Below are 22,296 nucleotides of genomic sequence, written 5' to 3' on the forward strand. Positions count from 1 at the left end.
AGGAGGAAATACAATGTCGAATGTTTCGATTGTAACGGATTCTACAGCAGATATACCGAAAGAACTGGCTGATGAACTGGATATTACGATCATTCCTTTAAAAGTGCATTTTGGTGAAAATGAAGTTTATGAAGACGGCGTTGATTTAACTGCGGAGCATTTTTATAAACGCCTCGGCGAAAGCGACACAATTCCGACGACGTCTCAGCCGACGCCTTATCAATTTGAAACGGTGTATCGGGAACTGCATGAAAAAGAACCGAATAAACCGATTTTGTCGATTCATTTGTCAGCAAAAATGAGCGGCACCCATCAATCGGCTTATTTGGCTTCGCAAAATGTCAGCGATGATTTTCACGTGACGGTGATTGATTCCAAGCGTGCTTCTTATGCGATCGGCATTATCGTTGTTGAACTGGCATCGATGGCCAAGGCCGGCGCCCAAAAAGACGATCTGCTCGAACGATTGGATGAACTTTTGCAAGATACCGAAGTTTTTTTCATGGTCGAGACGATGGAATATTTACAAAAAAACGGCCGTATCGGCAAAGCTTCAGCGCTTCTCGGCTCGCTTCTGAAAATTAAACCGATTCTGTCGCTGACAGAGGACGGCGAAGTGTATCCGTTCGATAAAGTTCGCGGATCAAAAAAGGCGATTCAGCACATTTTAACAGAATTATCTGATCGATACGGTGATGAGCCGGTCCACGTCGGCATTTCCCATGCGGAATCCGCCGAAGAGGCGAAAAAGATCATGGCGGAAATTACCGGCCGCTTTCAAGTGCGAAAAGAAGTTATCACCGATATCGGGCCTGTGATTGGCGCACACGTCGGACCGGGGACAATTTCCATATCTGTGACGAAATCGAAATTATAATGTTTCATTTACGCTGCTTCCGGTATATTTTTCCGGAAGCTTTTTATTTTGTTTGGCAGAAAAGATACCGGCGGATAGAAATATTTGTTAACATAAAGACAGTGAAAATCGTCAAATAAAGATTAACTCAGGGGGGATACGATGCAGTTTCGAAGTGTATTCGATATTATCGGTCCGGTTATGATCGGGCCGTCTAGTTCGCATACGGCAGGGGCAGCGAGGATCGGTTTAGTTGCAAGACAGCTCTTTGAAACAGAACCGGAATGGGCAGCCTTTCACTTATACGGGTCGTTTGCCAAAACGTATGAAGGGCATGGTACAGACGTTGCCCTCGTCGGGGGCATTCTCGGTTTTGATACATTTGACGACCGTATGACAACATCGTTTCATCATGCTGATAAGCGCGGTCTTCGTTACACGTTTATTGAAGAAAAAGCGCAGCCGGAACATCCGAATACCGTCAGGATCCGGCTCGGAAAAGGCGAAGATGTTCTTGAACTTGTCGGGATATCGATCGGCGGAGGGAAAGTCGAAATAAAAGAACTCAACGGCTTTGCTCTCCGTTTAAGCGGCAACCATCCGGCAATCCTTGTCATGCATGACGACCGTTACGGAGCGATTGCAAATGTCGCGACGAGGCTCGCGAAAAATGAGATTAATATCGGACATATGGAAGTGAGCCGGAAAGAACAAGGAAAAGAAGCGTTAATGGTGATCGAAGTCGACGAAAATATTGACAGCGAGACGATGCACGATTTGACAATGCTTGAGCACGTACGCAGAGTAACAAAAATTCATGATTAATTTAACATCACGAAGGAGGCTGTCATGTTTAAAAATGCCGAAGAGCTTGTCCGTATAGCTGAACAGCGATCCGTGCCGATTTCAGAAATTATGATCGAGCAGGAAATGGAAACGTATGACCGTTCGCGTGAAGACATTTATGCGCAAATGGATAAGAACCTTGAAGTGATGGAGCAGGCAGTCGAACGCGGCGTGACCGAACAAGTTCAATCTGTCTCCGGTTTGACAGGAGGGGACGGGAAACGTCTGCACGAATACTTGCAGACGCACACGCCGCTTTCGGGTGAATTAATCCTCGATGCAGTCAGTAAAGCAATGGCGACGAACGAAGTGAACGCAGCGATGGGGACGATCTGCGCGACGCCGACGGCGGGATCAGCCGGTGTCGTCCCCGGGACGCTGTTTGCTGTAAAAAATCGGCTCGAACCGACACGGGAAGGAATGATCCGCTATTTGTTCACATCCGGAGCGTTCGGCTACATTATTGCGAACAATGCATCGATTTCCGGCGCCGCCGGCGGCTGTCAGGCGGAAGTCGGTTCAGCAACGGGGATGTCAGCCGCGGCGATTGTCGAAATGGCCGGCGGATCGGCCCGCCAATCAGCGCAGGCGATGGCCATTGCACTGAAAAATATGCTAGGATTAGTGTGTGATCCTGTCGCCGGCTTGGTCGAAGTTCCTTGTGTGAAACGTAACGCATTCGGCGCCTCAAATGCGCTGACGGCGGCTGATATGGCTTTGGCAGGAATAGAAAGCCGTATTCCGTGCGATGAAGTGATTGATGCGATGTTTCGTATCGGTCAGACAATGCCCTCTACGCTCAGAGAAACCGGCGAGGGCGGCTTGGCAGCGACGCCGACAGGGAGAAAATATCAAGCCGAAATATTCGGCAAATAAGGCAGATGAAGGTGTGAAAACGATGAACGATCCGGTGACTGTTTTGTCCGGTGTCGGACCAAAAACAGCTGAACAGCTTGAACAGATGGGAATACGCACGGTTGCTGATCTCTTGGCGCATTTTCCATTCCGTTATGAAAATAACGAAATCCGTCCGCTGACAGATGCAGAACACGGCGAACAAGTGACGATTCAAGGAGATGTTCACAGCGAACCGGAACTTCGTTTTTTTGGCAAAAAGAAGTCAAGGCTGACCGTTCGCGTTCTCGTGGACGGTCTTCTTGTGAAGGCTGTTTTTTTTAATCAGCCGTACGTAAAAAAACAAATCGCCCTCGGCGATCATATCGTTTTATCAGGAAAGCTTGACCGTCACCGGCTCATGGTCAACGGCGCGGTATTAAAACCGGCCTCGAAACTCGAGCAGGGCGGGTTGGAACCTGTTTATTCGTTAAAAGGAGAATTAAAGCAGCGTACGCTGAAAAAACTGATCGAAGAAGCTTTTGCATTTGCCGAAGGGCGGATTGCGGAGATTTTACCCGAGTCTTTTCTTAAGCAGTATAAGTTAATGCCGCGCGCGGAAGCTTTTTTTTACATGCATTTTCCTAAAGACGAGACTGCGTTTCAGCAGGCGAAACGGCGAATGGTCTATGAAGAACTGTTGTTATTTCAACTGAAAATGCAATGGTTTCGCCAACAGGAGCGTCAAGCAGACGAAGGCATTATGAAATCGTGGGACAAGCAGGCGCTTCGATCCTTTACAGCAGGACTTGGTATTTCATTGACCGGGGCGCAAAAACGGGTGCTGCAAGAAATTCTTGACGACATGCGCGGCAGGGAACGTATGAACCGGCTGTTGCAAGGCGATGTCGGGTCGGGGAAGACGATTGTTGCAGCTGTCGCGCTCTATGCTTCAGTTTTATCCGGTTTTCAAGGGGCGCTGATGGTTCCGACAGAAATTCTCGCTGAGCAGCACGCCGTCTCTTTAAAAGAATTATTTGCCGGAACAGGTGTAACGGTTGTTCATTTATCCGGTTCTTCGCCCGCTAAAAAACGCCGTGAAACGCTGGAACAATTAAAAGAAGGGGCCGCAGACATTATCGTCGGCACCCATGCACTTATCCAAGAAGGGGTTGATTTTGCGAATCTGGGCCTGGTTATTACAGATGAACAGCACCGGTTCGGCGTGAATCAGCGGCGGGTTCTGAGAGAAAAGGGGCTTCATCCCGATGTGTTGTTTATGACGGCGACGCCGATTCCGCGAACGCTTGCGATTACAGCTTTTGGAGACATGGATGTATCGACGATTGATGAACTGCCGGAAGGAAGAAAACCGATTAAAACTCATTGGGGCAAACGGAATATGCTTCCGCGTGTGCTGGACTTTATTAAGCGCGAAGCAGAAGCCGGGAAACAAGCGTATGTAATCTGTCCGTTAATCGAAGAGTCTGAGATGCTTGATGTTCAAAATGCGATTGATTTACATAGTTCGATTGAGAGCGCGCTGCCTGAACTGACCGTCGGTTTGATGCACGGGCGGCTTCATCATGAAGAAAAAGAAACGATTATGACTCAGTTTCAGGCAAACGCTTTGCAAGTGCTCGTATCGACAACGGTTGTTGAGGTCGGTGTGAACGTGCCGAATGCGACGGTTATGGTGATCTATGACGCAGACCGGTTTGGACTGGCTCAGCTCCATCAGCTGCGGGGCCGGGTAGGACGGGGCGCGGATCAGTCTCACTGTGTTTTGCTTGCCGATCCGAAAACGGAGGTCGGCAAAGAACGGATGAGTATCATGACCGAAACGGCCGACGGCTTTGAACTTTCACAGCGGGATTTGGAATTGCGCGGCCCCGGAGAATTTTTCGGTGTGAAGCAGAGCGGTCTTCCCCGTTTTAAAGTAGCGGCTCTCGTTGAAGATTACCGGACGCTGGAAACGGCGCGGGCGGATGCTGCGAAATTGGTTGAGAGCGGTTCGCTGTGGCAGGCGGCTTCATGCCGGAAACTGTTTGAGCAGCTGGCTGCTGAAGGGCTGTTCAATAATGAACGGGTCGATTAATCAAGGGGTTGAAAACGAAAGCTCCAACATATATACTACTTTTAGTACCTAGTCATATGAGCGTGGTGAAATCAAAAATGAAAATGACAAAACGCCAGCGTCAGCCTTTATTAAAAGAGAAAATTGACGAGAATCCGTTTATTACGGATGATGCGCTTGCAGAGCATTTTCAAGTCAGTGTGCAGACAATTCGGCTTGACCGATTGGAAATGAATATTCCTGAAGTGCGTGAGCGGATTAAATATGTCGCAAAACAGCAGTATGATACTGTCAAAGCTTTGCCGGTCGAGGAAATCATCGGTGAAGTTGTCGATTTAGAGCTTGATCATTACGCCATATCGATTTTGGATATCGGAAGCGACCACGTATTTTCCCGAACCGGAATCGCCCGCGGTCACCATTTATTCGCACAGGCAAACTCATTGGCAGTTGCGGTAATCAATGATGAACTGGCCTTGACCGCCAATGCCGATGTATCGTTTAAACGTCAAGTTAATAACGGTGAACGGGTTGTCTGTAAAGCGAAAGTGGAAAATATTAGAGAAAAACGAACAATTGTAGCAATCACCAGCTTTGTCGAGCAAGAAGAGGTATTTTCCGGAACATTTTCGATGTTCCGCGACGAATCGGCTGAAGGAGGGGCGGAAAGCGATGAAATTAGCAGTTGATGCGATGGGCGGAGATCACGCCCCGGAAAGTGTTGTAAGCGGGTGTTTGAAGGCGTTGAGTACGTATTCTGACTTAGAAATCATTCTTTACGGCGACAAGCAAATGATTGATTCCTTTATCGATGACAAACCGGACCGTCTGACGATCCATCATACCGACGAAAAAATTGAAGCTGACGATGTGCCGACCCGAGCGGTGCGCCGCAAAAAACAGGCTTCGATGGTGCTCGCTGTTCAGGCGGTGAAAAACGAGGAAGCAGACGCTGCTGTGTCTGCCGGGAATACCGGGGCGCTAATGACAGCGGGGCTGTTAATGATCGGCCGGACAGAGGGGATTGAACGGCCGGCGCTGGCTCCGATGCTTCCGACAATGGACGGAAGCGGCTTTCTTTTGCTCGATGTCGGGGCGAACATGGAAGCGAAGCCGTCTCAGCTTTTGCAATATGCGCAAATGGGTGATGTCTACATGCGCAATGTCCGCGGGATTGAACGCCCGCGCATCGGCCTTTTGAACGTCGGCGATGAAGCCGGAAAAGGAACGGAATTAACGAAGGCTGTTTACGATCTTTTATCGTCGTCAGAGTTAAACTTTGTCGGCAATGTTGAAGCGCGCGACCTGCTTGACGGACCGGCTGACGTTGTCGTCTGCGACGGATTTACCGGTAACGTTGTCTTAAAAACGATTGAAGGCACAGCTATGTCTCTTTTCGGATTAATCCGCAAAGAGCTGACATCATCGTTAAAAACGAAGCTTGCTGCCGGTGTGTTGAAACCGTCATTTAAACAAATTAAAGCGAAAATGGACTATGCTGAATACGGCGGAGCCGGGTTATTCGGACTGAACGCGCCGGTGATCAAAGCACACGGTTCTTCTGATGCTCAGGCTTATTTCAGCGCTTTGCGACAAGCGCGCACATTAGTGCTGGAAAATGTCGCCGATACGATTAAAGAGAACGCGGCCGTTATAGACAAAGAGGAGGATACCGCTGATGAATAAACAAAAGACTGCGATCCTTTTCCCGGGGCAAGGCTCACAAGTGCCCGGGATGGGGAAAGATCTCGCTGAACATCACGAAGCGGCGGCTGCTGTTTTTCAAGCTGCCGACCGCGCTCTAAATGAGCCGTTCAGTGAACTTGTATTTCACGGTGCAGAAGAAGAACTGAAAAAAACAGCCAACACGCAGCCGGCGCTGTTAACGGCAGGGATCGCTATTTGGCGCGTTTTGCAAGAAAAAGGCGTCGACGCTGAATATACAGCGGGACACAGTCTCGGTGAATATGCCTCGCTCGTCGCTGCTGAAGCCCTGCCCTTTGACGAGGCGGTCTGTGCTGTCAGAAAGCGCGGCGAGTTTATGGAAGAAGCGGTGCCTGAAGGATCCGGCGCAATGGCGGCGGTGCTCGGCATGGAACGGGCGGATCTTGAGAGTGTCACGGAAGAGGCGGCTCAGACGGCAGGCGCAGTAGAACCGGCAAATTACAATGCTCCGGGGCAAATCGTCATCTCGGGTTCGAGAGAAGGCGTCGAGAAAGCGGTCGGGCTTGCCAAAGAGCGCGGAGCGAAAAAAGCTGTCATGCTGAATGTCAGCGGCCCGTTTCATTCCAGCTTGATGAAGCCGGCGGCTGATAAAATGGAGCAGGAACTGAACGGTTTGACGATTTCTCCGTTGCAGCGGACCGTAATTGCAAATGTCAGTGCGAGCGCCTATTCATCTGCCGAGCAAGTTACAAGTAGCTTAACCGAACAGATTCATGCTCCGGTAAAATGGGAAGAAACGATTCAAACACTCGTAGACGAAGGTGTCGACACATTCATCGAAGCCGGTCCGGGAAAAGTGCTGAGCGGGCTCGTTAAAAAGGTTTCCCGCCGGGCAACGGTTTTGCCGGTCTATGATGAAGAAACGCTCAACGCAGCTTTAGAAAAGCTGGCAATCGACTAATTGAAGGAGGTTTCATGATGCAAGGACAATACGCGCTTGTTACAGGCGGTTCGCGCGGCATCGGCCGTGCGATCAGCTTAGAATTTGCTAAAAACGGCATGAATGTTGCGATTAACTATGCAGGCAACGAAGCAAAAGCGGAAGAGACAGCGGCAGCCTGCCGCGCATTCGGTGTCGAAGCGATGACCGTTAAAGCGGACGTTGCTGAGCAATCGGAAGCGAAATCGATGGTTAAAACTGTGCTCGATCAATTCGGTCAAGTCGATATTCTTGTTAACAATGCCGGGATTACGAGGGATAATCTGATTATGCGTATGAAAGAGGACGAGTTTGATGATGTGATTCAAACGAATTTAAAAGGCGTTTTTAATGTCTCGCAGGCGCTCACCCGTCCGATGATGAAACAGCGCGGCGGACGGATTATTAACATTTCATCTGTCGTCGGCACGACCGGAAATGCCGGGCAGGCGAACTATGCTGCAAGCAAAGCCGGTGTGATCGGACTTACGAAATCTTTTGCCCGTGAACTTGCCAACCGCAATATTTTAGTGAACGCGGTTGCGCCCGGTTTTATTTCGACTGAAATGACCGATGAATTAACCGATGATACAAAAGAAGCGCTGCTTGGAGAGATCCCGCTCGGCAAATTGGGTGAACCGGAAGACGTCGCGAAAGTTGTTAGCGTCCTCGCCGGAGAAGCGGGCAATTACATGACCGGACAAACGCTTCACGTCGACGGCGGAATGGTAATGCCATAAAACATCTGGTTTTTTTTCGCGGTTTATCCTATAATAACTGAGAGGAGGTGAGACACATGGAAAAAATCCAGGAACGAATTGCGAAAATCGTCTCCGAACGCCTTGGGGTAGATGAATCTGAGGTTAAAAAAGACGCAACGTTTAAAGATGATCTCGGAGCAGATTCACTCGACGTTGTTGAGCTGGTTATGGAACTTGAAGATGAATTCGATCTTGAAATCTCCGATGAAGATGCGGAGAAAATTGGTACGGTCGGTGACGTTGTAGAATACATAGAGCGTCATCAGTGATGGCTGTCTGCCGAGTCCCTGTTTTTGACAGGGGCTTGGTCTTTATTATTTTATTGCGAACACAGGGGGTTCATATGCAGCAATCTAAACGGGTCCAAAGACGCAATATGAAAAAACAAGGCAAGCGGATGCAGATGTCGGAACATGAGAAAGCACCCTATTATACGTTTTTACGTCAATTGAACATGAACTATGAAAATGCAGATTTGTTTATTCAAGCCTTTACGCATTCATCTTATGTCAATGAACATCGAATCCGCCCTTATGATGACAACGAACGCCTCGAATTTCTCGGCGACGCCGTTTTGGAATTGGCCATCTCGCAATATTTGTTCAAACGGTTTGATCAAATGAGCGAAGGCGAGATGACCAAACTCAGAGCTGCGATCGTCTGCGAGCCATCTTTGGCGAAAATTGCCGGAGAGCTGGATTTCGGCAAGCATATCCTGCTGGGTAAAGGGGAAGAAATGACCGGCGGCCGCGAACGTCCGGCATTGCTTGCGGATGTGTTTGAAGCGTTCATCGGAGCAGTGTATTTAGATGGGGGGATGGATGCTGTTTATGCGTTTTTACAGCAATACGTCTACCCGAAAATTCATGACGGTTCTTTTTCACACATGATGGATTTCAAAAGTCAGCTGCAAGAATTGATCCAGCGCGAAAATCATGGCCAAGTTCATTATCAGATTGTTGAAGAAAAAGGTCCTGCACATGCGCGAGAATTTGTCTCGAATGTTACGCTGGACGATGAAATTTTAGGAACAGGCACCGGCAAATCAAAAAAAGAGGCCGAACAAATGGCTGCTCAGCAAGCTTTGGAAAAGATTTTTCAAGATGAAGAGGAAACAGACTAGACGCAAATATAAGCAGCCCGTTTTCTCGATGTGCCCCGTGCCTTATCGAGAAAACGGGCTTTTATGTACGGGGAGGAACGAGACGTGATACGCAGCATAATCGTCACAGCTGCCTGCTTAGGGCTGCTGTTAACCGGGTGCAATGATACCCCGGCTGAAATGGATGACGCGGTAGCAGAATTTCAAGGCAAATTGGTAAAGGCTGAAGACGTTGCTTATCAATATTCGCTTTCGGAAGAAAATATTGCCGACTACTTAAAAGAAGCAGCCGTTGTGAGTGAAGCTCGGTCGCTAGGGATTGAAGTCAGTGAAGAAGAGGTAAAAGACCATCGGGACAAGATGTATCCGGGTCTGGCGGAAGAAAGCGAGACCGCCTTTTTTGAAAAACAAGCTGACGTGTTAAATATCGAACCGGAAGAATATTATGATGACTGGGCTTATAAATTCGTTGAACGGAATATGTACATGCAGTTGTATGTGCAAGAGAAATTTGCCAACCCGCAAACAGAAGAAGAATTTGATCAATGGTCAGAAAAACTCGAAGCGCATATAAACGAGCTGTTTGCTGATTATAAAGCCGCAGGCGACATCGTCATATATTGAATACATAAGAGGCTGCCCCGGAATCCGGGACAGCCTCTTTTATTGATTATCACTGATCGTAGCGGTAATCCTGTTCAACTGATCGGAGCGTTTCAAGCGCCTTGTTGCTCCAGTCAGTTTCGAGTGATTGCAGTTCGCGGCGCTGTTTTTCGACCGCCTCTCTCAGCGAAGCGGCATAGTCCGGAACCTTGCCGTCGAAACGTTTAATGACATTTAGCGGAACATTCGCTTTTTCGTTTTTGCTTAACGCTTTTCGTTCATGAAAAAGCGGGACATTGGTTTGTTTAGGGTGGTGCAAGTCGCCTTGGACCGGATGATCGATAACCGCGGTGATTTTTACAACCGCGGTATTTTTTTTCGGCTCGGTCTGAACAATTTCTCCGTGGTAACGTCCGCTTTTATACTTGACTGTTACCGCCGTTCCCGGCTGTAGCGATTCCGTCATATCAGATGTCCCTCCTGAGTGATGCTGTGATTACTCTTCGCTGCTTTTATCGCGCATCGTCGCGAGTTCAGCAATAATGGCTTCCATTTCGCTCACGGAAAAATTTGATTTGCCCATTACCATTTGGTGCACTTCTTCAATTTCTTTATACTTTTCCAGTGAAAAATGTTCCGGTTTAATCGCAGCTCCGTTAACAATCTGGAGCTGGCCTTTAATATCCTCTATCATTGCCGAGAGAGTTTCCCGGTCGCTTTTAACGTCAGACAATGTGAAGCACCCTTTCTTTACTAAAATGATTTTTGTTTATCGTAACATGAAATGAAAAAAAGAGCACATCCCTTGCAATTGCCGTTTAATGAAAGCTTTATTTTATGATAAAATAAACAGGTTAACAGCTGAACAGATAGACGAGACAGGGAACAATGAGGTGAAGCGGGTGTTTTTAAAACGTTTGGAACTGACCGGGTTCAAATCTTTTGCCGATCGGCTCGGAATTGACTTTGTTCCGGGCGTGACATCGGTTGTCGGCCCGAACGGAAGCGGGAAAAGCAATATCTCCGATGCTGTCCGCTGGGTTTTAGGCGAACAATCAGCGAAAAATCTTCGCGGTGAAAAAATGGAAGACGTGATCTTTTCCGGCAGTGAACGCCGCTCGCCTTTAAATATGGCGGAGATCAGCCTCGTACTGGATAATGAAGACCAGCACTTGCCGGTTGACTACAGTGAAGTGGCCGTAACGCGCAGAGTCTACCGCTCCGGAGACAGCGAATACTTATTAAATCGCGAACCTTGCCGTTTAAAAGATATTAACGATCTTTTTATGGATTCAGGTTTAGGCAAGGAAGCGTTCTCGATTATCGGGCAAGGCCGGGTTGAAGAAATTTTAAGCAGCAAAGCCGAAGAACGACGGATGATATTTGAAGAAGCAGCCGGCGTATTGAAATATAAGTTTCGCAAACAAAAGTCCGAAAAAAAACTCAATGAAACGGAAGATAATCTCCATCGTGTGAAAGATATCCTTTACGAGCTGGAGAATCAAGTCGAACCGTTAAAAGAACAAGCTGCGATTGCCCGGGAACATATTGCGAAAACAGAAGAATTAAAGTCTGTTGAGACCGGTGTTCTTGTCAGTGAAATCGAAGAACGTCATCAGGAATGGTCTGAGACGAAAAAAGAACTTGAAGAATTGTCGCAAAAAAATGAGCGTCTTGAAACCGATGTGAATAAGCATGAAGCAGAAATCGAGCAGTTGCGGGCAACGATGCAAACGCTCGATGAGCAAATTCAGACTCAGCAGCAAATGCTTCTAAAGGCGAGTGAAGATTTAGAAAAGCAAGAAAGTCAAAAACAAGTCTGGCAAGAACGAAAAAAACATTTTTCGCATAATAAAGAGCAATTTCAAGCGGAGATAAAAGAACTGTCTGCGCTTGGCGCCAAAAAAAATGACGAATGGCAACAAGAAGCCGCAACATTGAAAGCGCAGCAGCAAAAAGTGGCTGAACTGACAGAACGGCGCCGGTTAACTGAAGAGGAGTTAACCGGTTTGGAGAGTAATTTGACCGAGCAGATCGAATCGTTAAAAAGTGATTATATTGAATGGCTGAATGAGCGTGCGGCTAAGTCTAACGAGCGGTCGTATCTTGAACAAGAGCGGACAAAAACGGCTGAAAAGCGCAAACGTTTGCTGGCGGATCATGAAGAATGGCTCAACCACCGCAATCAATTGAAAGCGGAAAAGGACGAGGCAGAGCGAAACTGGCAGAACGAAAAAAACCGCCTCGACCAGCTTTTACAAGAGCATCAGCAGCTGAAAGAACAAGAGCAAACAGCGGCTGAAAAAATCGCGGAAAATGACCGGCTGATTCAAGAAGCATCCCGTCACCGTGAAAAATTATCGTCGCGGGCGGAAGTTCTTGAAGAGATGGAAAACGAGTACGCCGGGTTTTATCAAGGCGTAAAAGAGATTTTGAAACGGCGCGATGCGAAAGAAAGCGGGATTGCAGGCGCTGTTGCTGAAGTCATCGCTGTACCGGAAGCTTATAAAACAGCGGTCGAGTTAGCTTTAGGCGCCGCTCAGCAGCATGTCATCGTCAAAGATGAGACAGCCGGCAGAGAGGCAATTCATTATTTAAAGAAACAAAATCTTGGCCGGGCGACGTTTTTGCCGCTCAACACGGTGAAACCGCGGTTCGTGCAAGAAAAAGATCAAGCAAGCGGAAGCGGCCAGCCCGGCTGGGTCGGTGTTGCCGGCGATCTGATTTCCTATGATGCGCGCTATGAACCGGTCATCCGCTCGCTGCTCGGCAATGTGATCGTCGCTGACGGTTTGAAAAATGCCCAGGAGATCGCGAAGCTTTCAGGGCAGCGGTACCGCATTGTCACATTGGAAGGCGACATCATTAATCCGGGCGGGTCAATGACGGGCGGCAGCCTGAAGCAAAAATCTTCGCAACTGATCGGGCGCAAACAGGAGCTCGAACGCCTGCAGGAAAAATTAACAGAAATGACGAGCCGCATGAACGGTTTAACAGCAGAAAAAATGAAACTGTCTGCGGAAAAAGAGGCGTTCGACAAAAAAATTCAAGAACTTACAGCTGCCGGAGAAGCCGCACGTGAACGCGAACAAGAGAAAAAAGGGATTTACAAAGAAGCTGAATGGGCGCTCGATCACGCCAATGAACGTCTGGAAGTGTTTGACTATGAAGATGCGGAAGCGAAAGAAGAAGACGAAAAAAACGCCGCGAAAATAGAAGAACTGGTCAAAGCTGTCACAGATGCAGAAGAAAAAGTTGCCGAATTGAACGAAAAAATTGAGGATTTACAAACACGTGAGCAAACTTCATCCGATCAAAAGCATGAACTCGAAGCGAAGAAAGCGGAATTGGATGTGGCGCTTGCCAAGGAAGAAGAGCTGCTTTCGCACCGTGAGGAAACTGTAAGCAGACTGGAAGACGAACTAACAAAAATCAACACGGATATCGAGCGAAAGAATGCTGAATTTTCGCAGTTAGAAGAGCAGCTGTCTACTGGTGACGACAGCGCTTCGCTGATTGAAGAGGAAATAAACGCACGGCGGTCTGAAAAAGATAAAGCTGAAAAAGCGATAGCTGAAAAAAGGGCGGAACGGATCGACAAGCAGCAAAAACATGAGCAAGTTGAACACGAATTAAAAGATATTAAACGTCAATGGTCTTTTGTCTCGCAAACGCTGCAGGAAAAAGAAGTGAAGGTCAACCGGCTTGATGTTGAATTGGATACGCGCTTAACTAAGCTGCAAGAGGAATATGAGTTAAGTTATGAAGCAGCTAAACAAAGTTATGCTTTGACGCTTCCGCTCGCAGAAGCGAAAAAACAAGTCAAATTGATCAGGATGGCAATCGAAGAACTCGGCCCGGTCAACCACGGCGCAATTGATGAATATGAGCGCGTGAAGGAGCGTTTTGATTTTCTGTTAGAACAAAAAAATGATCTGGAAGAAGCGAAAACGACTCTTCATAATGTTATTCAAGAGATGGATGACGAGATGACGCGCCGGTTTAATGAAACGTTTGAACAAATTCAGGCGCAATTTCAAGAAGTTTTTCGCGAGCTTTTTGGCGGTGGTTCGGCTTCGTTGGAGCTGTCCGACCCGAATAACTTGCTGGAAACAGGTGTGGATATCATTGCGCAGCCGCCGGGGAAAAAACTGCAGCACTTGGCGCTTTTATCGGGAGGCGAACGGGCTTTAACCGCGATTGCACTGTTATTTTCTATTTTAAAAGTGAGGCCGGTTCCGTTTTGTGTTCTTGATGAAGTTGAAGCAGCTTTGGACGAGGCGAATGTCGTACGTTTTGCCAATTATTTAAAAGAGTTCAGCAAAGAAACACAATTTATTGTCGTCACCCACCGTAAAGGGACAATGGAGCATTCTGACATTCTTTACGGCGTGACGATGCAGGAACACGGGGTATCCAATCTTGTGTCGGTGAAGCTGGAAGATACGACCGAATTGATCGGTTCAGATATGTAAACAGGAGGAACAGCGATGAATTTTTTTAAAAAATTAAAGGATTCGATTTCAACGCAAACAGATACGGTAACCGACAAGTTTAAAGACGGATTATCGAAAACGAGAGATTCGTTTGTCGGTGCGATGAATGATTTAATGAAAGATTACCGGACAGTGGATGAGGATTTTTTTGAAGAGCTCGAAGATATATTAATCAGCGCAGACGTCGGTGTGCACACAGTGATGGACTTAATTGAACAGTTGAAAGATGAAGCGCGGTTAAGAAATATTAAAGACGCGAAAGATATTCAGCCGGTGATTTCAGAAAAACTGGCGGAAATGCTGCAAAAATCAGCCAATGAAGCAGCGATCAATGAACAGCCCGGCGAGTTGACCGTCATCCTATTTGTCGGCGTCAATGGCGTAGGGAAAACAACCTCGATCGGGAAGTTGGCCCATCAATATAAAGAAGAAGGCAAAAAAGTCGTGATGGCTGCCGGGGATACGTTCCGCGCCGGCGCGATTGAGCAATTGGAGAAATGGGGCGAGCGCGTCGGCGTCGACGTCGTCAAACAGCAGGCCGGTTCCGACCCGGCCGCGGTGATGTATGATGCGATTCAGTCTGCCCGTTCTAAAAAAGCGGACGTTTTGCTGTGTGATACGGCCGGACGCCTGCAAAACAAGGTCAATTTAATGAATGAGTTATCGAAAGTCAAGCGTGTGCTCGGCCGGGAAATTCCCGATGCTCCGCATGAAGTTCTGCTCGTTCTCGATGCCACAACCGGTCAGAATGCAATGAGCCAGGCGAAAGCTTTTCAGGAAGCAACAGATGTATCGGGGATTGTGTTAACGAAATTGGACGGAACAGCCAAAGGCGGTATTGTGCTTGCGATTCGATACGAGCTCGACATTCCGGTGAAACTGGTCGGACTCGGCGAAGGAATGAACGATTTGCAGCCGTTTGATGCGACGCAGTACGTTCACGGACTGTTTGCCGAAGTTCTTGAGCAAACGGATACGGACGATGAAAATAGTTGACACTGCTTTTATTGCTCCTGTATCATAAGCGTGCGTAAAGGAACAAACCTTAACAAGGCGGTGGCGAAATGATTGAAAAGACCGTCCGGATTAATTATTTATACGATTTTTATCAGGCGCTTTTAACAGAAAAGCAAAATGAATACATGCGAATGTATTATCAAGATGACTGGTCGCTCGGAGAAATTGCAGAGTATTTTCAGATCAGCCGGCAGGCTGTTTATGATAATATTCGCCGAACGGAAGCGATGCTCGAGGATTACGAGGAAAAGCTGCGGCTCTTTGCCCGCTTTGAAACGATGCACAGTCATCTCGCAGAGTTAAAACAGCTGATCGAAGCAAAAGAGGATCGCGAAAAGCTGTTTGCCGTGATCGAATCGCTCGAGAAATTGGAATAGGGGGCTGTCATAGATGGCATTTGAAGGTTTACAGGAACGGCTCCAAGGCACCCTTAAGAAAATGAAAGGCAAAGGGAAAGTCACGGAGCAGGATGTTAAGGAAATGATGCGCGAAGTCCGGCTGGCACTTTTAGAAGCGGACGTGAATTTTAAGGTTGTGAAAAAATTTATTGCAGACGTTAAAGAACGGGCCGTCGGTCAAGATGTGCTCGACAGTTTAACTCCCGGCCAGCAAGTTATTAAAGTCGTTAATGAAGAATTGACAAAACTGATGGGCGGCGAACAAAGCAAGCTGCAGGCTGCACAGAAACCGCCGACCGTTGTCATGATGGTCGGGCTGCAAGGAGCCGGTAAAACGACGACAGTCGGAAAATTGGCTAATTATTTGCGCAAAGAGCACAATCGCAAACCGTTGCTAGCCGCAGCGGACATTTACCGTCCGGCTGCGATTGATCAGCTGCAGACATTGGGTAAACAGCTGGATATGCCGGTTTTTTCACTCGGTGATCAAGTCAGTCCCGTGGAGATTGCGAAACAGGCCGTAAAACAGGCGAAAGAAGATCATCAAGATTACGTTATTATTGATACAGCCGGACGGCTGCACGTTGATCAGGAACTGATGGACGAACTTCAGCAAATAAAAGAAGCTGTATCACCCGACGAAACGCTGCTCGTTGTCGATGCGATGACCGGTCAAGACGCCGTTAATGTTGCCGAAAGCTTTAACAATCAACTCGACCTTACAGGTGTTGTGCTGACAAAATTGGACGGCGACACACGCGGCGGTGCAGCAATATCGGTTAAAGCCGTGACGGACACCCCAATAAAATTTGCCGGGATCGGCGAAAAGTCCGATGCGCTGGAACCGTTCCATCCTGAGCGGATGGCATCGCGAATTCTCGGGATGGGCGACGTGATGACCCTGATCGAAAAAGCGCAGACAAACGTCGATGAAGATCGGGCAAAAGAGTTGGAAAAGAAAATGCGCACGAACGATTTAACGTTTGATGACTTTCTCGAACAGCTCGGGCAAGTGAAAGAAATGGGGCCGCTTGACGAACTGCTCGAGATGATGCCCGGCGCCGGGAAAATGAAAGGGATGAAAAACATCCAAGTTGATGATAAGCAGCTCGCTCATATCGAAGCGATTGTAAGGTCAATGACAAAGGCTGAGAGAGACAACCCGTCGCTTTTAAATGCGAGCCGCAAGCGCCGAATCGCTAAAGGGAGCGGAACAACCGTGCCGGAAGTGAACCGGCTGTTAAAACAGTTTGACGAAATGAAAAAAATGATGAAACAAATGTCCGGGCAGCAAAAAGGAAAAGGCAAGAAAAAAGGCGGCATGAATATGCCTTTCATGTAAAAACACAACGTTTTTAAACTGCGTTAAGGTTTTTTCCTTTACGGGGGTTGATCCCCTGATTTTTCTGTGATAATATACGTAAATGTGTGAGAGACTTATGGAGGTGAAAGGAATGGCAGTAAAAATTCGTTTGAAACGCATGGGAGCAAACAAATCTCCGTTCTATCGTGTGGTTGTTGCGGACTCCCGCGCACCGCGTGATGGACGTTTTATTGAAGAGTTGGGTACGTATAACCCGCTAAAAGACCCAGTTGAATTCAACGTCGATGAAGAAAAAGCATTGAACTGGATGCTCGAAGGAGCGAAACCTTCTGACACAGTTCGCAACTTGTTCTCCAACGTAGGTTTAATGGAAAAGCTTCACAATACAAAAAACGAAAAATAAGTTTTTTGTGTGGAAATAATCCTAGCAGGTGAGAAACATGAAAGAACTTGTCGAGTCAATGGCGCTCGCTTTAGTTGATCATCCTGATGAAGTGACGGTCACAGAGAAAACCGACGGACAGTCAGTAACAGTTTATTTGACTGTGCATCCCGACGATATGGGCAAGGTGATCGGCAAACAGGGAAGAATTGCGAAAGCGATGCGATCAGTCGTAAACGCTGCGGCTGTAAATCAAGACAAACGCGTTCAGTTAGAGATTGGTTAAAGGGTGAGGTTTTCCTCACCCTTTTTCCGTACGGGCGAATAAATATGATAAAATAACAGGGTACGATTTATTCGGAGGTGGCAAAAATGGAAATTATTAAAAAAGTGGTTGTCAAACAAGTTTTAACGGAAGAAAGCCGTGACCGGCTCAAAGAGCAGTTTCTTTCGCGACAGTACAAATTATCTACCGAATTGAAGCAGCTTGAATTCGTCCTACATAAAAAATTAAAAGAAAATACGGACGAAAAATACCAAAAATCGCTGCGTCAAAGTTTTGATAAAGAAGTGGCGAAAAGAAAAGAACGTCTCCGGCAGCTGGAACTGAAACTTGGTCAGCTGGATGAACTGGAACTCGGCGCTGAACTTCGCGAAGGGACGATCCAAATGATTGAACAAGTCGAAGAAGGCGATAATTGGGACGAAGTGATGAAAGGAACAGAGATCGTCATTAAAGACGGTGTAGTCAATGAATTGCGTCAAGGAGGCATGGAGGAAGAAGATGAGTGATTGGCTTAATGTCGGAAAAATTGTCAATACCCATGGGATTCACGGGGAAGTTCGCCTGATTGCGAACACTGATTTTCCGAATGAGCGATTCGCTCCCGGTGTGCGGCTTTCAATTTTAAACCGCGACGGTTCGAGAACTCCGGTTACCGTCTCCTCGTGGCGCACACACAAACAATTCGATTTACTCACGTTTGAAGAAATTCAAGACGTAAACGAGGCGGAGCGCTTCAAAGATTCTGATTTGCAAATAGACGCCTCGCAGCTCGGGGACGATGAATTGGAATCGAATGAATACTACTTTCGCGACATTATCGGATTGCATGTTGTTTCTGAAGACGGGGAAGAAATTGGCACGATTACGGAAATTTTGACGCCGGGCGCAAATGATGTTTGGGCTGTAAAGCAGGCAAAATCCGGGAAGGAAATATTGATTCCATATATTTCAGATGTTGTAAAACATGTCGACTTAGAGCAAGGTCAAGTCGTCATTCATTTGATGGAAGGATTGCTGGACGAATGAAAATATCCGTATTAACACTGTTTCCGGACATGTTTACCGGTGTGTTCGGCCACTCGATCTTAAAGCAGGCAGAAACAAAAGGTCTCGTTTCGTACGATGTCGTCGATTTCCGCGCGTATTCGGCGGATAAACATAAGCGCGTTGATGATTATCCTTACGGGGGCGGCGGAGGCATGGTGCTGACGCCCCAGCCTTTATTTGACGCCGTTGAAGATGTGAGTGCACGTGCGGAAAGTAACAAAAAGCCCCGTGTCATTTTAATGTGCCCGCAAGGCGAAACTTATTCGCAAAAAAAAGCGGAAGAGCTCGCACAAGAAGAACATTTGATTCTGTTGTGCGGTCACTATGAAGGTTATGATGAGCGGATTCGCGAACATCTGGTGACTGATGAAATTTCGCTCGGCGATTACGTTTTAACAGGCGGCGAAATCGGCGCGATGGCAGTAGCTGACAGCGTCGTCAGGCTCCTTCCGGGCGCGCTTGGCAATGATCAATCAGCCGTGTCGGAATCTTACAGCACCGGGCTGCTCGAATACCCGCACTATACCCGCCCGGCTGATTTTCGCGGCATGAAAGTACCGGATATTTTGTTATCAGGTCACCATAAAAACATTACCGAGTGGCGGCGCAAACAGGCTTTGCAGCGGACAAAAGAAAAGCGTCCGGATCTGCTTGAAACAGCCGAACTCACGCAGTTTGACCGCGATTATTTAGAGCGGCAGAAATCTGAAAAAAACGGTTGAGCCGGCCGTATTGATATGCTATGATTACTCTTGTGGCTATAGGCCAGATCAAGGTGTTCCGCTGTCAATGAACTTACTGACATGAAGATCTGCAGGAAGGAGGCGAACAGAAGATGGAACAAATTATTCGTGATGTAACAAAAGAGCAGCTGAAAACAGACATTCCGGAATTCCGTGCCGGTGATACACTGCGCGTCCACGCAAAAGTTGTCGAGGGTACACGTGAGCGTGTTCAGGTATTCCAAGGTGTTGTCATTAAAAAGCGCGGTACAGGCATCAGTGAAACGTTCACTGTTCGCAAGGTGTCCTACGGTGTAGGCGTCGAGCGTACGTTCCCTGTCCATTCTCCGCGAATTGACAAAATTGAAGTTTCACGCCGCGGTAAAGTACGGCAAGCTAAGCTTTACTATTTGCGCAACTTGCGCGGGAAAGCAGCTCGAATCAAAGAAAGATAGAATCGTCAAAGGGGCTTGGAGACAAGCTCCTTTTTCTTATGATTTTTTACATAACTGCAAACCTTGCAAATATGGTAGAATAGGAGAGATTTCTGCAGGACGGACGGGCCTGCAGTAAATGAATGCAAAGGATGGGTGAAAATGGCGAAGTCAGAATCGGCAAAATCAGAGTCTTGGGAATGGGTAAAAGCCATAGTCGTTGCGCTTCTCTTAGCGTTAGCGATACGGGCGTTTTTGTTTGCGCCGATTGTCGTGGACGGACAGTCGATGATGCCGACACTCGGCCACGATGACCGGATGGTCGTTAATAAAATAAATTATACACTTTCTGAACCGGAACGTTTCGATATTATCGTCTTTCATGCTCCGCATGAGAGTGATTACATTAAACGGGTGATCGGCGTGCCGGGCGACAGTCTTTATTACGAAGAAGATCAGCTCTATGTAAATGACGATCCCGTAGACGAACCATACTTGAATGAGTTTAAGGAACAGTCAGAAGAAAATCCGTTTACCGGTGATTTTGATTTAGAAGAAGTGACCGGCTATGAAGAGATTCCTGAAGATCACTACTTTGTGCTTGGAGATAATCGGCAACACAGCAAAGACGGCCGCCATATCGGCCTCGTCAGCGATGAGGATATCGTCGGTGAAGCAAGCTTTGTGTTTTGGCCGATCAGTGATATACGGATGGCAGAATAGGAGAGGTTGTCATGAGTATTCAATGGTACCCCGGACATATGGCGAAAGCGAAGCGCCAAATAAAAGAGAATATTAAACAAATCGATGTTGTCATCGAAATTGTCGATGCGAGAATTCCTGAAGCCTCGCGGAATCCGATGGTTGATGAAATGACGAACAGCAAACCGCGCCTGATGCTCTTAAATAAAGCTGATTTGGCTGATGCGAACACGACGAAACAATGGGTTCAATTTTATGAGGCAAAAGGGTTTGCGGCGCTGCCGATCGATGCGCAAAAAGGGAAAGGCATTAACGAAATACCTGCAAAAGTACGGGAGCAGGCGCAGCATCTCCTTGATAAATTTGCCCGTCAAGGAATCAATCCCCGCGCGATTCGCGCGCTTATACTGGGGATTCCGAATGTCGGAAAATCGACAGTGATTAATCGGCTGGCAAACAAGAAAGCAACAAAAATCGGCGATAAACCGGGGGTGACGAAGGCGCAGCAGTGGATAAAAGTCGGCAAAGATTTTGATCTGCTTGATACGCCGGGTATTCTTTGGCCGAAGTTTGATGATGAAAAAACCGGTTTTCGTTTAGCGTTGACGGGGGCGATCAAAGAAGAGATTTTCGACTTTGAGGAGACGACGCTGTTTTTATTGACGTTTTTGACGAATAATTATCCGGAAGCTTTGAAACAGCGTTATAACTTAAGCGAACTTCCAGAAAATACACTGTCATTATTTGACAAAATCGGCGAAAAACGAGGATGCTTAATGGCCGGCGGGGCTGTTAATTACGAAAAGGCGGCCGAAATCATTTTTCGTGATTTCCGTCAGGGGAAATTCGGCCGAATTACGTTAGAACATCCGCAAGAACAGTGAAAAATGCGCCGTGAGGATTCGCTCAACGGCGCATTTTTTATCGTTCATTTTAAAACAACGCCGGTTTTAGCCGATATAACGTTTGAAAGGACGGAGAAAATGGCAAGTATAAAAGAAATCGAATTGCGATTGAATGATATTCAGACAGAAACGGACCCGCGCTTTATCGAATTATTGACGGATGAACGAAAAGGTGTCCAGCAGGCTGTTGCGAAATGGCGGAAACGCCAAACAGAAAAAGAAACATTGCGCAAAGCTTTTGCCGAAATGACTCGTCATGAATTAAAAGCCCGCGATGACGGTGCTGTTATCATCGGCGGCGTGGATGAAGTCGGCCGGGGGCCGCTCGCCGGTCCGGTCGTCGCATCGTGTGTCGTTCTCCCGGAAGGAGAAGAGTTTCTCGGGCTGACGGACTCAAAAAAATTATCTGAAACGAAGCGCGAATTTTATTACGAAGATATATTTACGCGCGCAACAGCGGTTGGGATCGGCGAAGCAACAGCTGAAGAAATTGACACGCATAACATTTACGAAGCGTCGAAACTCGCGATGGTACGAGCTGTTTCGAACACAAATGCTCCGCTTGATTTCCTGCTCGTCGATGCGATGAGCCTTCCGCTTGAAATGAAGCAGGAAAGCCTCATAAAAGGGGATGCCCGCTCTGTTTCGATTGCTGCCGCGTCAATTGTTGCAAAAGTGACCCGCGACCGTTATATGAAAGAGATTGCCAAAGTTTATCCCGGCTACGGATTTGATAACCATGCCGGTTACGGAACCGCCGAACATTTACAGGCGCTCAAGACGTTCGGTGTGACAGACGAGCATCGACGCAGTTTTGCTCCGGTGAGAAAGCACGTAACAACGACTTAGAACAGGGGGAG

Annotated in this window: 26 protein-coding genes; 24 read left to right on the forward strand and 2 right to left on the reverse strand. The window is 47.5% G+C overall.

Features of this window, described 5'->3' with window-relative positions; translation table 11 throughout:
- Window positions 1–13 precede the first annotated feature (13 nt).
- From EDD67_RS06865 to EDD67_RS06915, 11 genes are all read left to right on the forward strand, one after another.
- Window positions 14–877 carry a DegV family protein gene (locus EDD67_RS06865; protein ID WP_121439687.1) on the forward strand — a complete coding sequence of 288 codons (864 nt, stop codon included), beginning with the start codon at window positions 14–16 and terminating at the stop codon, window positions 875–877.
- Window positions 878–1,018: 141 nt separating this feature from the next.
- Complete coding sequence (gene sdaAB / locus EDD67_RS06870; protein ID WP_093071761.1) at window positions 1,019–1,681, forward strand: L-serine ammonia-lyase, iron-sulfur-dependent subunit beta; 663 nt, start codon at window positions 1,019–1,021, stop codon at window positions 1,679–1,681.
- A 24-nt stretch (window positions 1,682–1,705) separates the two neighbouring features.
- The gene (gene sdaAA, locus EDD67_RS06875; RefSeq protein WP_121439686.1) at window positions 1,706–2,578 is read left to right on the forward strand and encodes an L-serine ammonia-lyase, iron-sulfur-dependent, subunit alpha; all 873 of its coding nucleotides are present in this window, start codon (window positions 1,706–1,708) and stop codon (window positions 2,576–2,578) included.
- Window positions 2,579–2,600: 22 nt separating this feature from the next.
- On the forward strand, window positions 2,601–4,634 hold the full coding sequence (recG, locus tag EDD67_RS06880) for an ATP-dependent DNA helicase RecG (RefSeq protein ID WP_242005988.1): 2,034 nt from the start codon (window positions 2,601–2,603) through the stop codon (window positions 4,632–4,634).
- Between the two features lie 77 nt (window positions 4,635–4,711).
- Window positions 4,712–5,302, forward strand: coding sequence for a transcription factor FapR (gene fapR / locus EDD67_RS06885; RefSeq protein WP_093071763.1), 591 nt, complete (start codon window positions 4,712–4,714; stop codon window positions 5,300–5,302).
- Entirely contained in the window at window positions 5,286–6,299 is a 1,014-nt protein-coding gene (gene plsX / locus EDD67_RS06890) for a phosphate acyltransferase PlsX (RefSeq protein WP_121439684.1), read from the forward strand. The genes fapR and plsX overlap by 17 nt, the downstream gene beginning before the upstream one ends.
- Window positions 6,292–7,239 (forward strand): ACP S-malonyltransferase, encoded by a 948-nt coding sequence (fabD, locus tag EDD67_RS06895; protein ID WP_121439683.1) that lies wholly within the window; start codon window positions 6,292–6,294, stop codon window positions 7,237–7,239. The genes plsX and fabD overlap by 8 nt, the downstream gene beginning before the upstream one ends.
- A 14-nt stretch (window positions 7,240–7,253) precedes the next feature.
- The gene (gene fabG / locus EDD67_RS06900) at window positions 7,254–7,997 is read left to right on the forward strand and encodes a 3-oxoacyl-[acyl-carrier-protein] reductase (protein WP_121439682.1); all 744 of its coding nucleotides are present in this window, start codon (window positions 7,254–7,256) and stop codon (window positions 7,995–7,997) included.
- A 56-nt stretch (window positions 7,998–8,053) separates the two neighbouring features.
- Window positions 8,054–8,287 (forward strand): acyl carrier protein, encoded by a 234-nt coding sequence (gene acpP, locus EDD67_RS06905; RefSeq protein ID WP_093071767.1) that lies wholly within the window; start codon window positions 8,054–8,056, stop codon window positions 8,285–8,287.
- Between the two features lie 74 nt (window positions 8,288–8,361).
- On the forward strand, window positions 8,362–9,141 hold the full coding sequence (gene rnc, locus EDD67_RS06910; RefSeq protein WP_093071768.1) for a ribonuclease III: 780 nt from the start codon (window positions 8,362–8,364) through the stop codon (window positions 9,139–9,141).
- Window positions 9,142–9,225: 84 nt separating this feature from the next.
- Window positions 9,226–9,744 carry a hypothetical protein gene (locus EDD67_RS06915; RefSeq protein WP_121439681.1) on the forward strand — a complete coding sequence of 173 codons (519 nt, stop codon included), beginning with the start codon at window positions 9,226–9,228 and terminating at the stop codon, window positions 9,742–9,744.
- Window positions 9,745–9,793: 49 nt separating this feature from the next.
- Here the strand turns inward: EDD67_RS06915 and kapB are convergent, their stop codons facing one another.
- A complete protein-coding gene (gene kapB, locus EDD67_RS06920; protein WP_121439680.1) occupies window positions 9,794–10,189 on the reverse strand; it encodes a kinase-associated lipoprotein KapB in 396 nt (131 codons plus the stop codon).
- Window positions 10,190–10,219: 30 nt separating this feature from the next.
- On the reverse strand, window positions 10,220–10,456 hold the full coding sequence (locus EDD67_RS06925; protein WP_242005987.1) for a DUF1128 domain-containing protein: 237 nt from the start codon (window positions 10,454–10,456) through the stop codon (window positions 10,220–10,222).
- A gap of 169 nt (window positions 10,457–10,625) precedes the next feature.
- On the opposite strand from EDD67_RS06925, the gene smc reads away from it, so the two are divergent.
- The 13 genes from smc (at window position 10,626) to EDD67_RS06990 (ending at window position 22,285) form a co-directional block, all read left to right on the forward strand.
- A complete protein-coding gene (smc, locus tag EDD67_RS06930; RefSeq protein ID WP_121439842.1) occupies window positions 10,626–14,198 on the forward strand; it encodes a chromosome segregation protein SMC in 3,573 nt (1,190 codons plus the stop codon).
- 15 nt (window positions 14,199–14,213) lie between these two features.
- Window positions 14,214–15,215: a signal recognition particle-docking protein FtsY gene (ftsY, locus tag EDD67_RS06935; RefSeq protein ID WP_121439679.1), complete on the forward strand. Its 1,002-nt coding sequence runs from the start codon at window positions 14,214–14,216 to the stop codon at window positions 15,213–15,215.
- 68 nt (window positions 15,216–15,283) lie between these two features.
- Window positions 15,284–15,613: a putative DNA-binding protein gene (locus tag EDD67_RS06940; protein ID WP_121439678.1), complete on the forward strand. Its 330-nt coding sequence runs from the start codon at window positions 15,284–15,286 to the stop codon at window positions 15,611–15,613.
- 13 nt (window positions 15,614–15,626) lie between these two features.
- Complete coding sequence (gene ffh / locus EDD67_RS06945) at window positions 15,627–16,976, forward strand: signal recognition particle protein (RefSeq protein WP_121439677.1); 1,350 nt, start codon at window positions 15,627–15,629, stop codon at window positions 16,974–16,976.
- 112 nt (window positions 16,977–17,088) lie between these two features.
- Window positions 17,089–17,361, forward strand: coding sequence for a 30S ribosomal protein S16 (rpsP, locus tag EDD67_RS06950; protein ID WP_093071774.1), 273 nt, complete (start codon window positions 17,089–17,091; stop codon window positions 17,359–17,361).
- Window positions 17,362–17,398: 37 nt separating this feature from the next.
- Entirely contained in the window at window positions 17,399–17,626 is a 228-nt protein-coding gene (locus EDD67_RS06955) for a KH domain-containing protein (RefSeq protein WP_093071775.1), read from the forward strand.
- Window positions 17,627–17,712: 86 nt separating this feature from the next.
- Window positions 17,713–18,132: a YlqD family protein gene (locus EDD67_RS06960; protein WP_093071776.1), complete on the forward strand. Its 420-nt coding sequence runs from the start codon at window positions 17,713–17,715 to the stop codon at window positions 18,130–18,132.
- A complete protein-coding gene (rimM, locus tag EDD67_RS06965; protein WP_121439676.1) occupies window positions 18,125–18,652 on the forward strand; it encodes a ribosome maturation factor RimM in 528 nt (175 codons plus the stop codon). The genes EDD67_RS06960 and rimM overlap by 8 nt, the downstream gene beginning before the upstream one ends.
- Window positions 18,649–19,395 (forward strand): tRNA (guanosine(37)-N1)-methyltransferase TrmD, encoded by a 747-nt coding sequence (trmD, locus tag EDD67_RS06970; RefSeq protein ID WP_121439675.1) that lies wholly within the window; start codon window positions 18,649–18,651, stop codon window positions 19,393–19,395. Before rimM ends, trmD begins: the two co-directional genes overlap by 4 nt.
- Window positions 19,396–19,508: 113 nt before the next feature.
- Window positions 19,509–19,850 carry a 50S ribosomal protein L19 gene (gene rplS / locus EDD67_RS06975; RefSeq protein WP_093071779.1) on the forward strand — a complete coding sequence of 114 codons (342 nt, stop codon included), beginning with the start codon at window positions 19,509–19,511 and terminating at the stop codon, window positions 19,848–19,850.
- A 141-nt stretch (window positions 19,851–19,991) separates the two neighbouring features.
- Window positions 19,992–20,552: a signal peptidase I gene (gene lepB / locus EDD67_RS06980; RefSeq protein WP_093071780.1), complete on the forward strand. Its 561-nt coding sequence runs from the start codon at window positions 19,992–19,994 to the stop codon at window positions 20,550–20,552.
- A gap of 11 nt (window positions 20,553–20,563) precedes the next feature.
- Window positions 20,564–21,415 carry a ribosome biogenesis GTPase YlqF gene (gene ylqF, locus EDD67_RS06985; RefSeq protein ID WP_093071781.1) on the forward strand — a complete coding sequence of 284 codons (852 nt, stop codon included), beginning with the start codon at window positions 20,564–20,566 and terminating at the stop codon, window positions 21,413–21,415.
- A 99-nt stretch (window positions 21,416–21,514) separates the two neighbouring features.
- The gene (locus EDD67_RS06990) at window positions 21,515–22,285 is read left to right on the forward strand and encodes a ribonuclease HII (RefSeq protein WP_121439841.1); all 771 of its coding nucleotides are present in this window, start codon (window positions 21,515–21,517) and stop codon (window positions 22,283–22,285) included.
- Window positions 22,286–22,296 lie beyond the last annotated feature (11 nt).

The organism is Salisediminibacterium halotolerans (assembly GCF_003814815.1).
GTDB classification, from domain to species: domain Bacteria; phylum Bacillota; class Bacilli; order Bacillales; family Salisediminibacteriaceae; genus Salisediminibacterium; species Salisediminibacterium halotolerans.

Bases quoted from the DNA above. Each gene is read 5' to 3' on its own strand.
- EDD67_RS06960 (WP_093071776.1), top strand. From the start codon at position 17,713: ATGGAAATTATTAAAAAAGTGGTTGTCAAACAAGTTTTAACGGAAGAA.
- fabD (WP_121439683.1), top strand. From the start codon at position 6,292: ATGAATAAACAAAAGACTGCGATCCTTTTCCCGGGGCAAGGCTCACAA.
- rnc (WP_093071768.1), top strand. From the start codon at position 8,362: ATGCAGCAATCTAAACGGGTCCAAAGACGCAATATGAAAAAACAAGGC.
- kapB (WP_121439680.1), bottom strand. From the start codon at position 10,189: ATGACGGAATCGCTACAGCCGGGAACGGCGGTAACAGTCAAGTATAAA.
- plsX (WP_121439684.1), top strand. From the start codon at position 5,286: ATGAAATTAGCAGTTGATGCGATGGGCGGAGATCACGCCCCGGAAAGT.
- lepB (WP_093071780.1), top strand. From the start codon at position 19,992: ATGGCGAAGTCAGAATCGGCAAAATCAGAGTCTTGGGAATGGGTAAAA.
- fabG (WP_121439682.1), top strand. From the start codon at position 7,254: ATGATGCAAGGACAATACGCGCTTGTTACAGGCGGTTCGCGCGGCATC.
- rimM (WP_121439676.1), top strand. From the start codon at position 18,125: ATGAGTGATTGGCTTAATGTCGGAAAAATTGTCAATACCCATGGGATT.
- sdaAA (WP_121439686.1), top strand. From the start codon at position 1,706: ATGTTTAAAAATGCCGAAGAGCTTGTCCGTATAGCTGAACAGCGATCC.
- trmD (WP_121439675.1), top strand. From the start codon at position 18,649: ATGAAAATATCCGTATTAACACTGTTTCCGGACATGTTTACCGGTGTG.
- EDD67_RS06955 (WP_093071775.1), top strand. From the start codon at position 17,399: ATGAAAGAACTTGTCGAGTCAATGGCGCTCGCTTTAGTTGATCATCCT.
- fapR (WP_093071763.1), top strand. From the start codon at position 4,712: ATGAAAATGACAAAACGCCAGCGTCAGCCTTTATTAAAAGAGAAAATT.
- acpP (WP_093071767.1), top strand. From the start codon at position 8,054: ATGGAAAAAATCCAGGAACGAATTGCGAAAATCGTCTCCGAACGCCTT.
- EDD67_RS06865 (WP_121439687.1), top strand. From the start codon at position 14: ATGTCGAATGTTTCGATTGTAACGGATTCTACAGCAGATATACCGAAA.
- rpsP (WP_093071774.1), top strand. From the start codon at position 17,089: ATGGCAGTAAAAATTCGTTTGAAACGCATGGGAGCAAACAAATCTCCG.
- recG (WP_242005988.1), top strand. From the start codon at position 2,601: ATGAACGATCCGGTGACTGTTTTGTCCGGTGTCGGACCAAAAACAGCT.
- ylqF (WP_093071781.1), top strand. From the start codon at position 20,564: ATGAGTATTCAATGGTACCCCGGACATATGGCGAAAGCGAAGCGCCAA.
- EDD67_RS06990 (WP_121439841.1), top strand. From the start codon at position 21,515: ATGGCAAGTATAAAAGAAATCGAATTGCGATTGAATGATATTCAGACA.
- ftsY (WP_121439679.1), top strand. From the start codon at position 14,214: ATGAATTTTTTTAAAAAATTAAAGGATTCGATTTCAACGCAAACAGAT.
- rplS (WP_093071779.1), top strand. From the start codon at position 19,509: ATGGAACAAATTATTCGTGATGTAACAAAAGAGCAGCTGAAAACAGAC.
- sdaAB (WP_093071761.1), top strand. From the start codon at position 1,019: ATGCAGTTTCGAAGTGTATTCGATATTATCGGTCCGGTTATGATCGGG.
- EDD67_RS06940 (WP_121439678.1), top strand. From the start codon at position 15,284: ATGATTGAAAAGACCGTCCGGATTAATTATTTATACGATTTTTATCAG.
- ffh (WP_121439677.1), top strand. From the start codon at position 15,627: ATGGCATTTGAAGGTTTACAGGAACGGCTCCAAGGCACCCTTAAGAAA.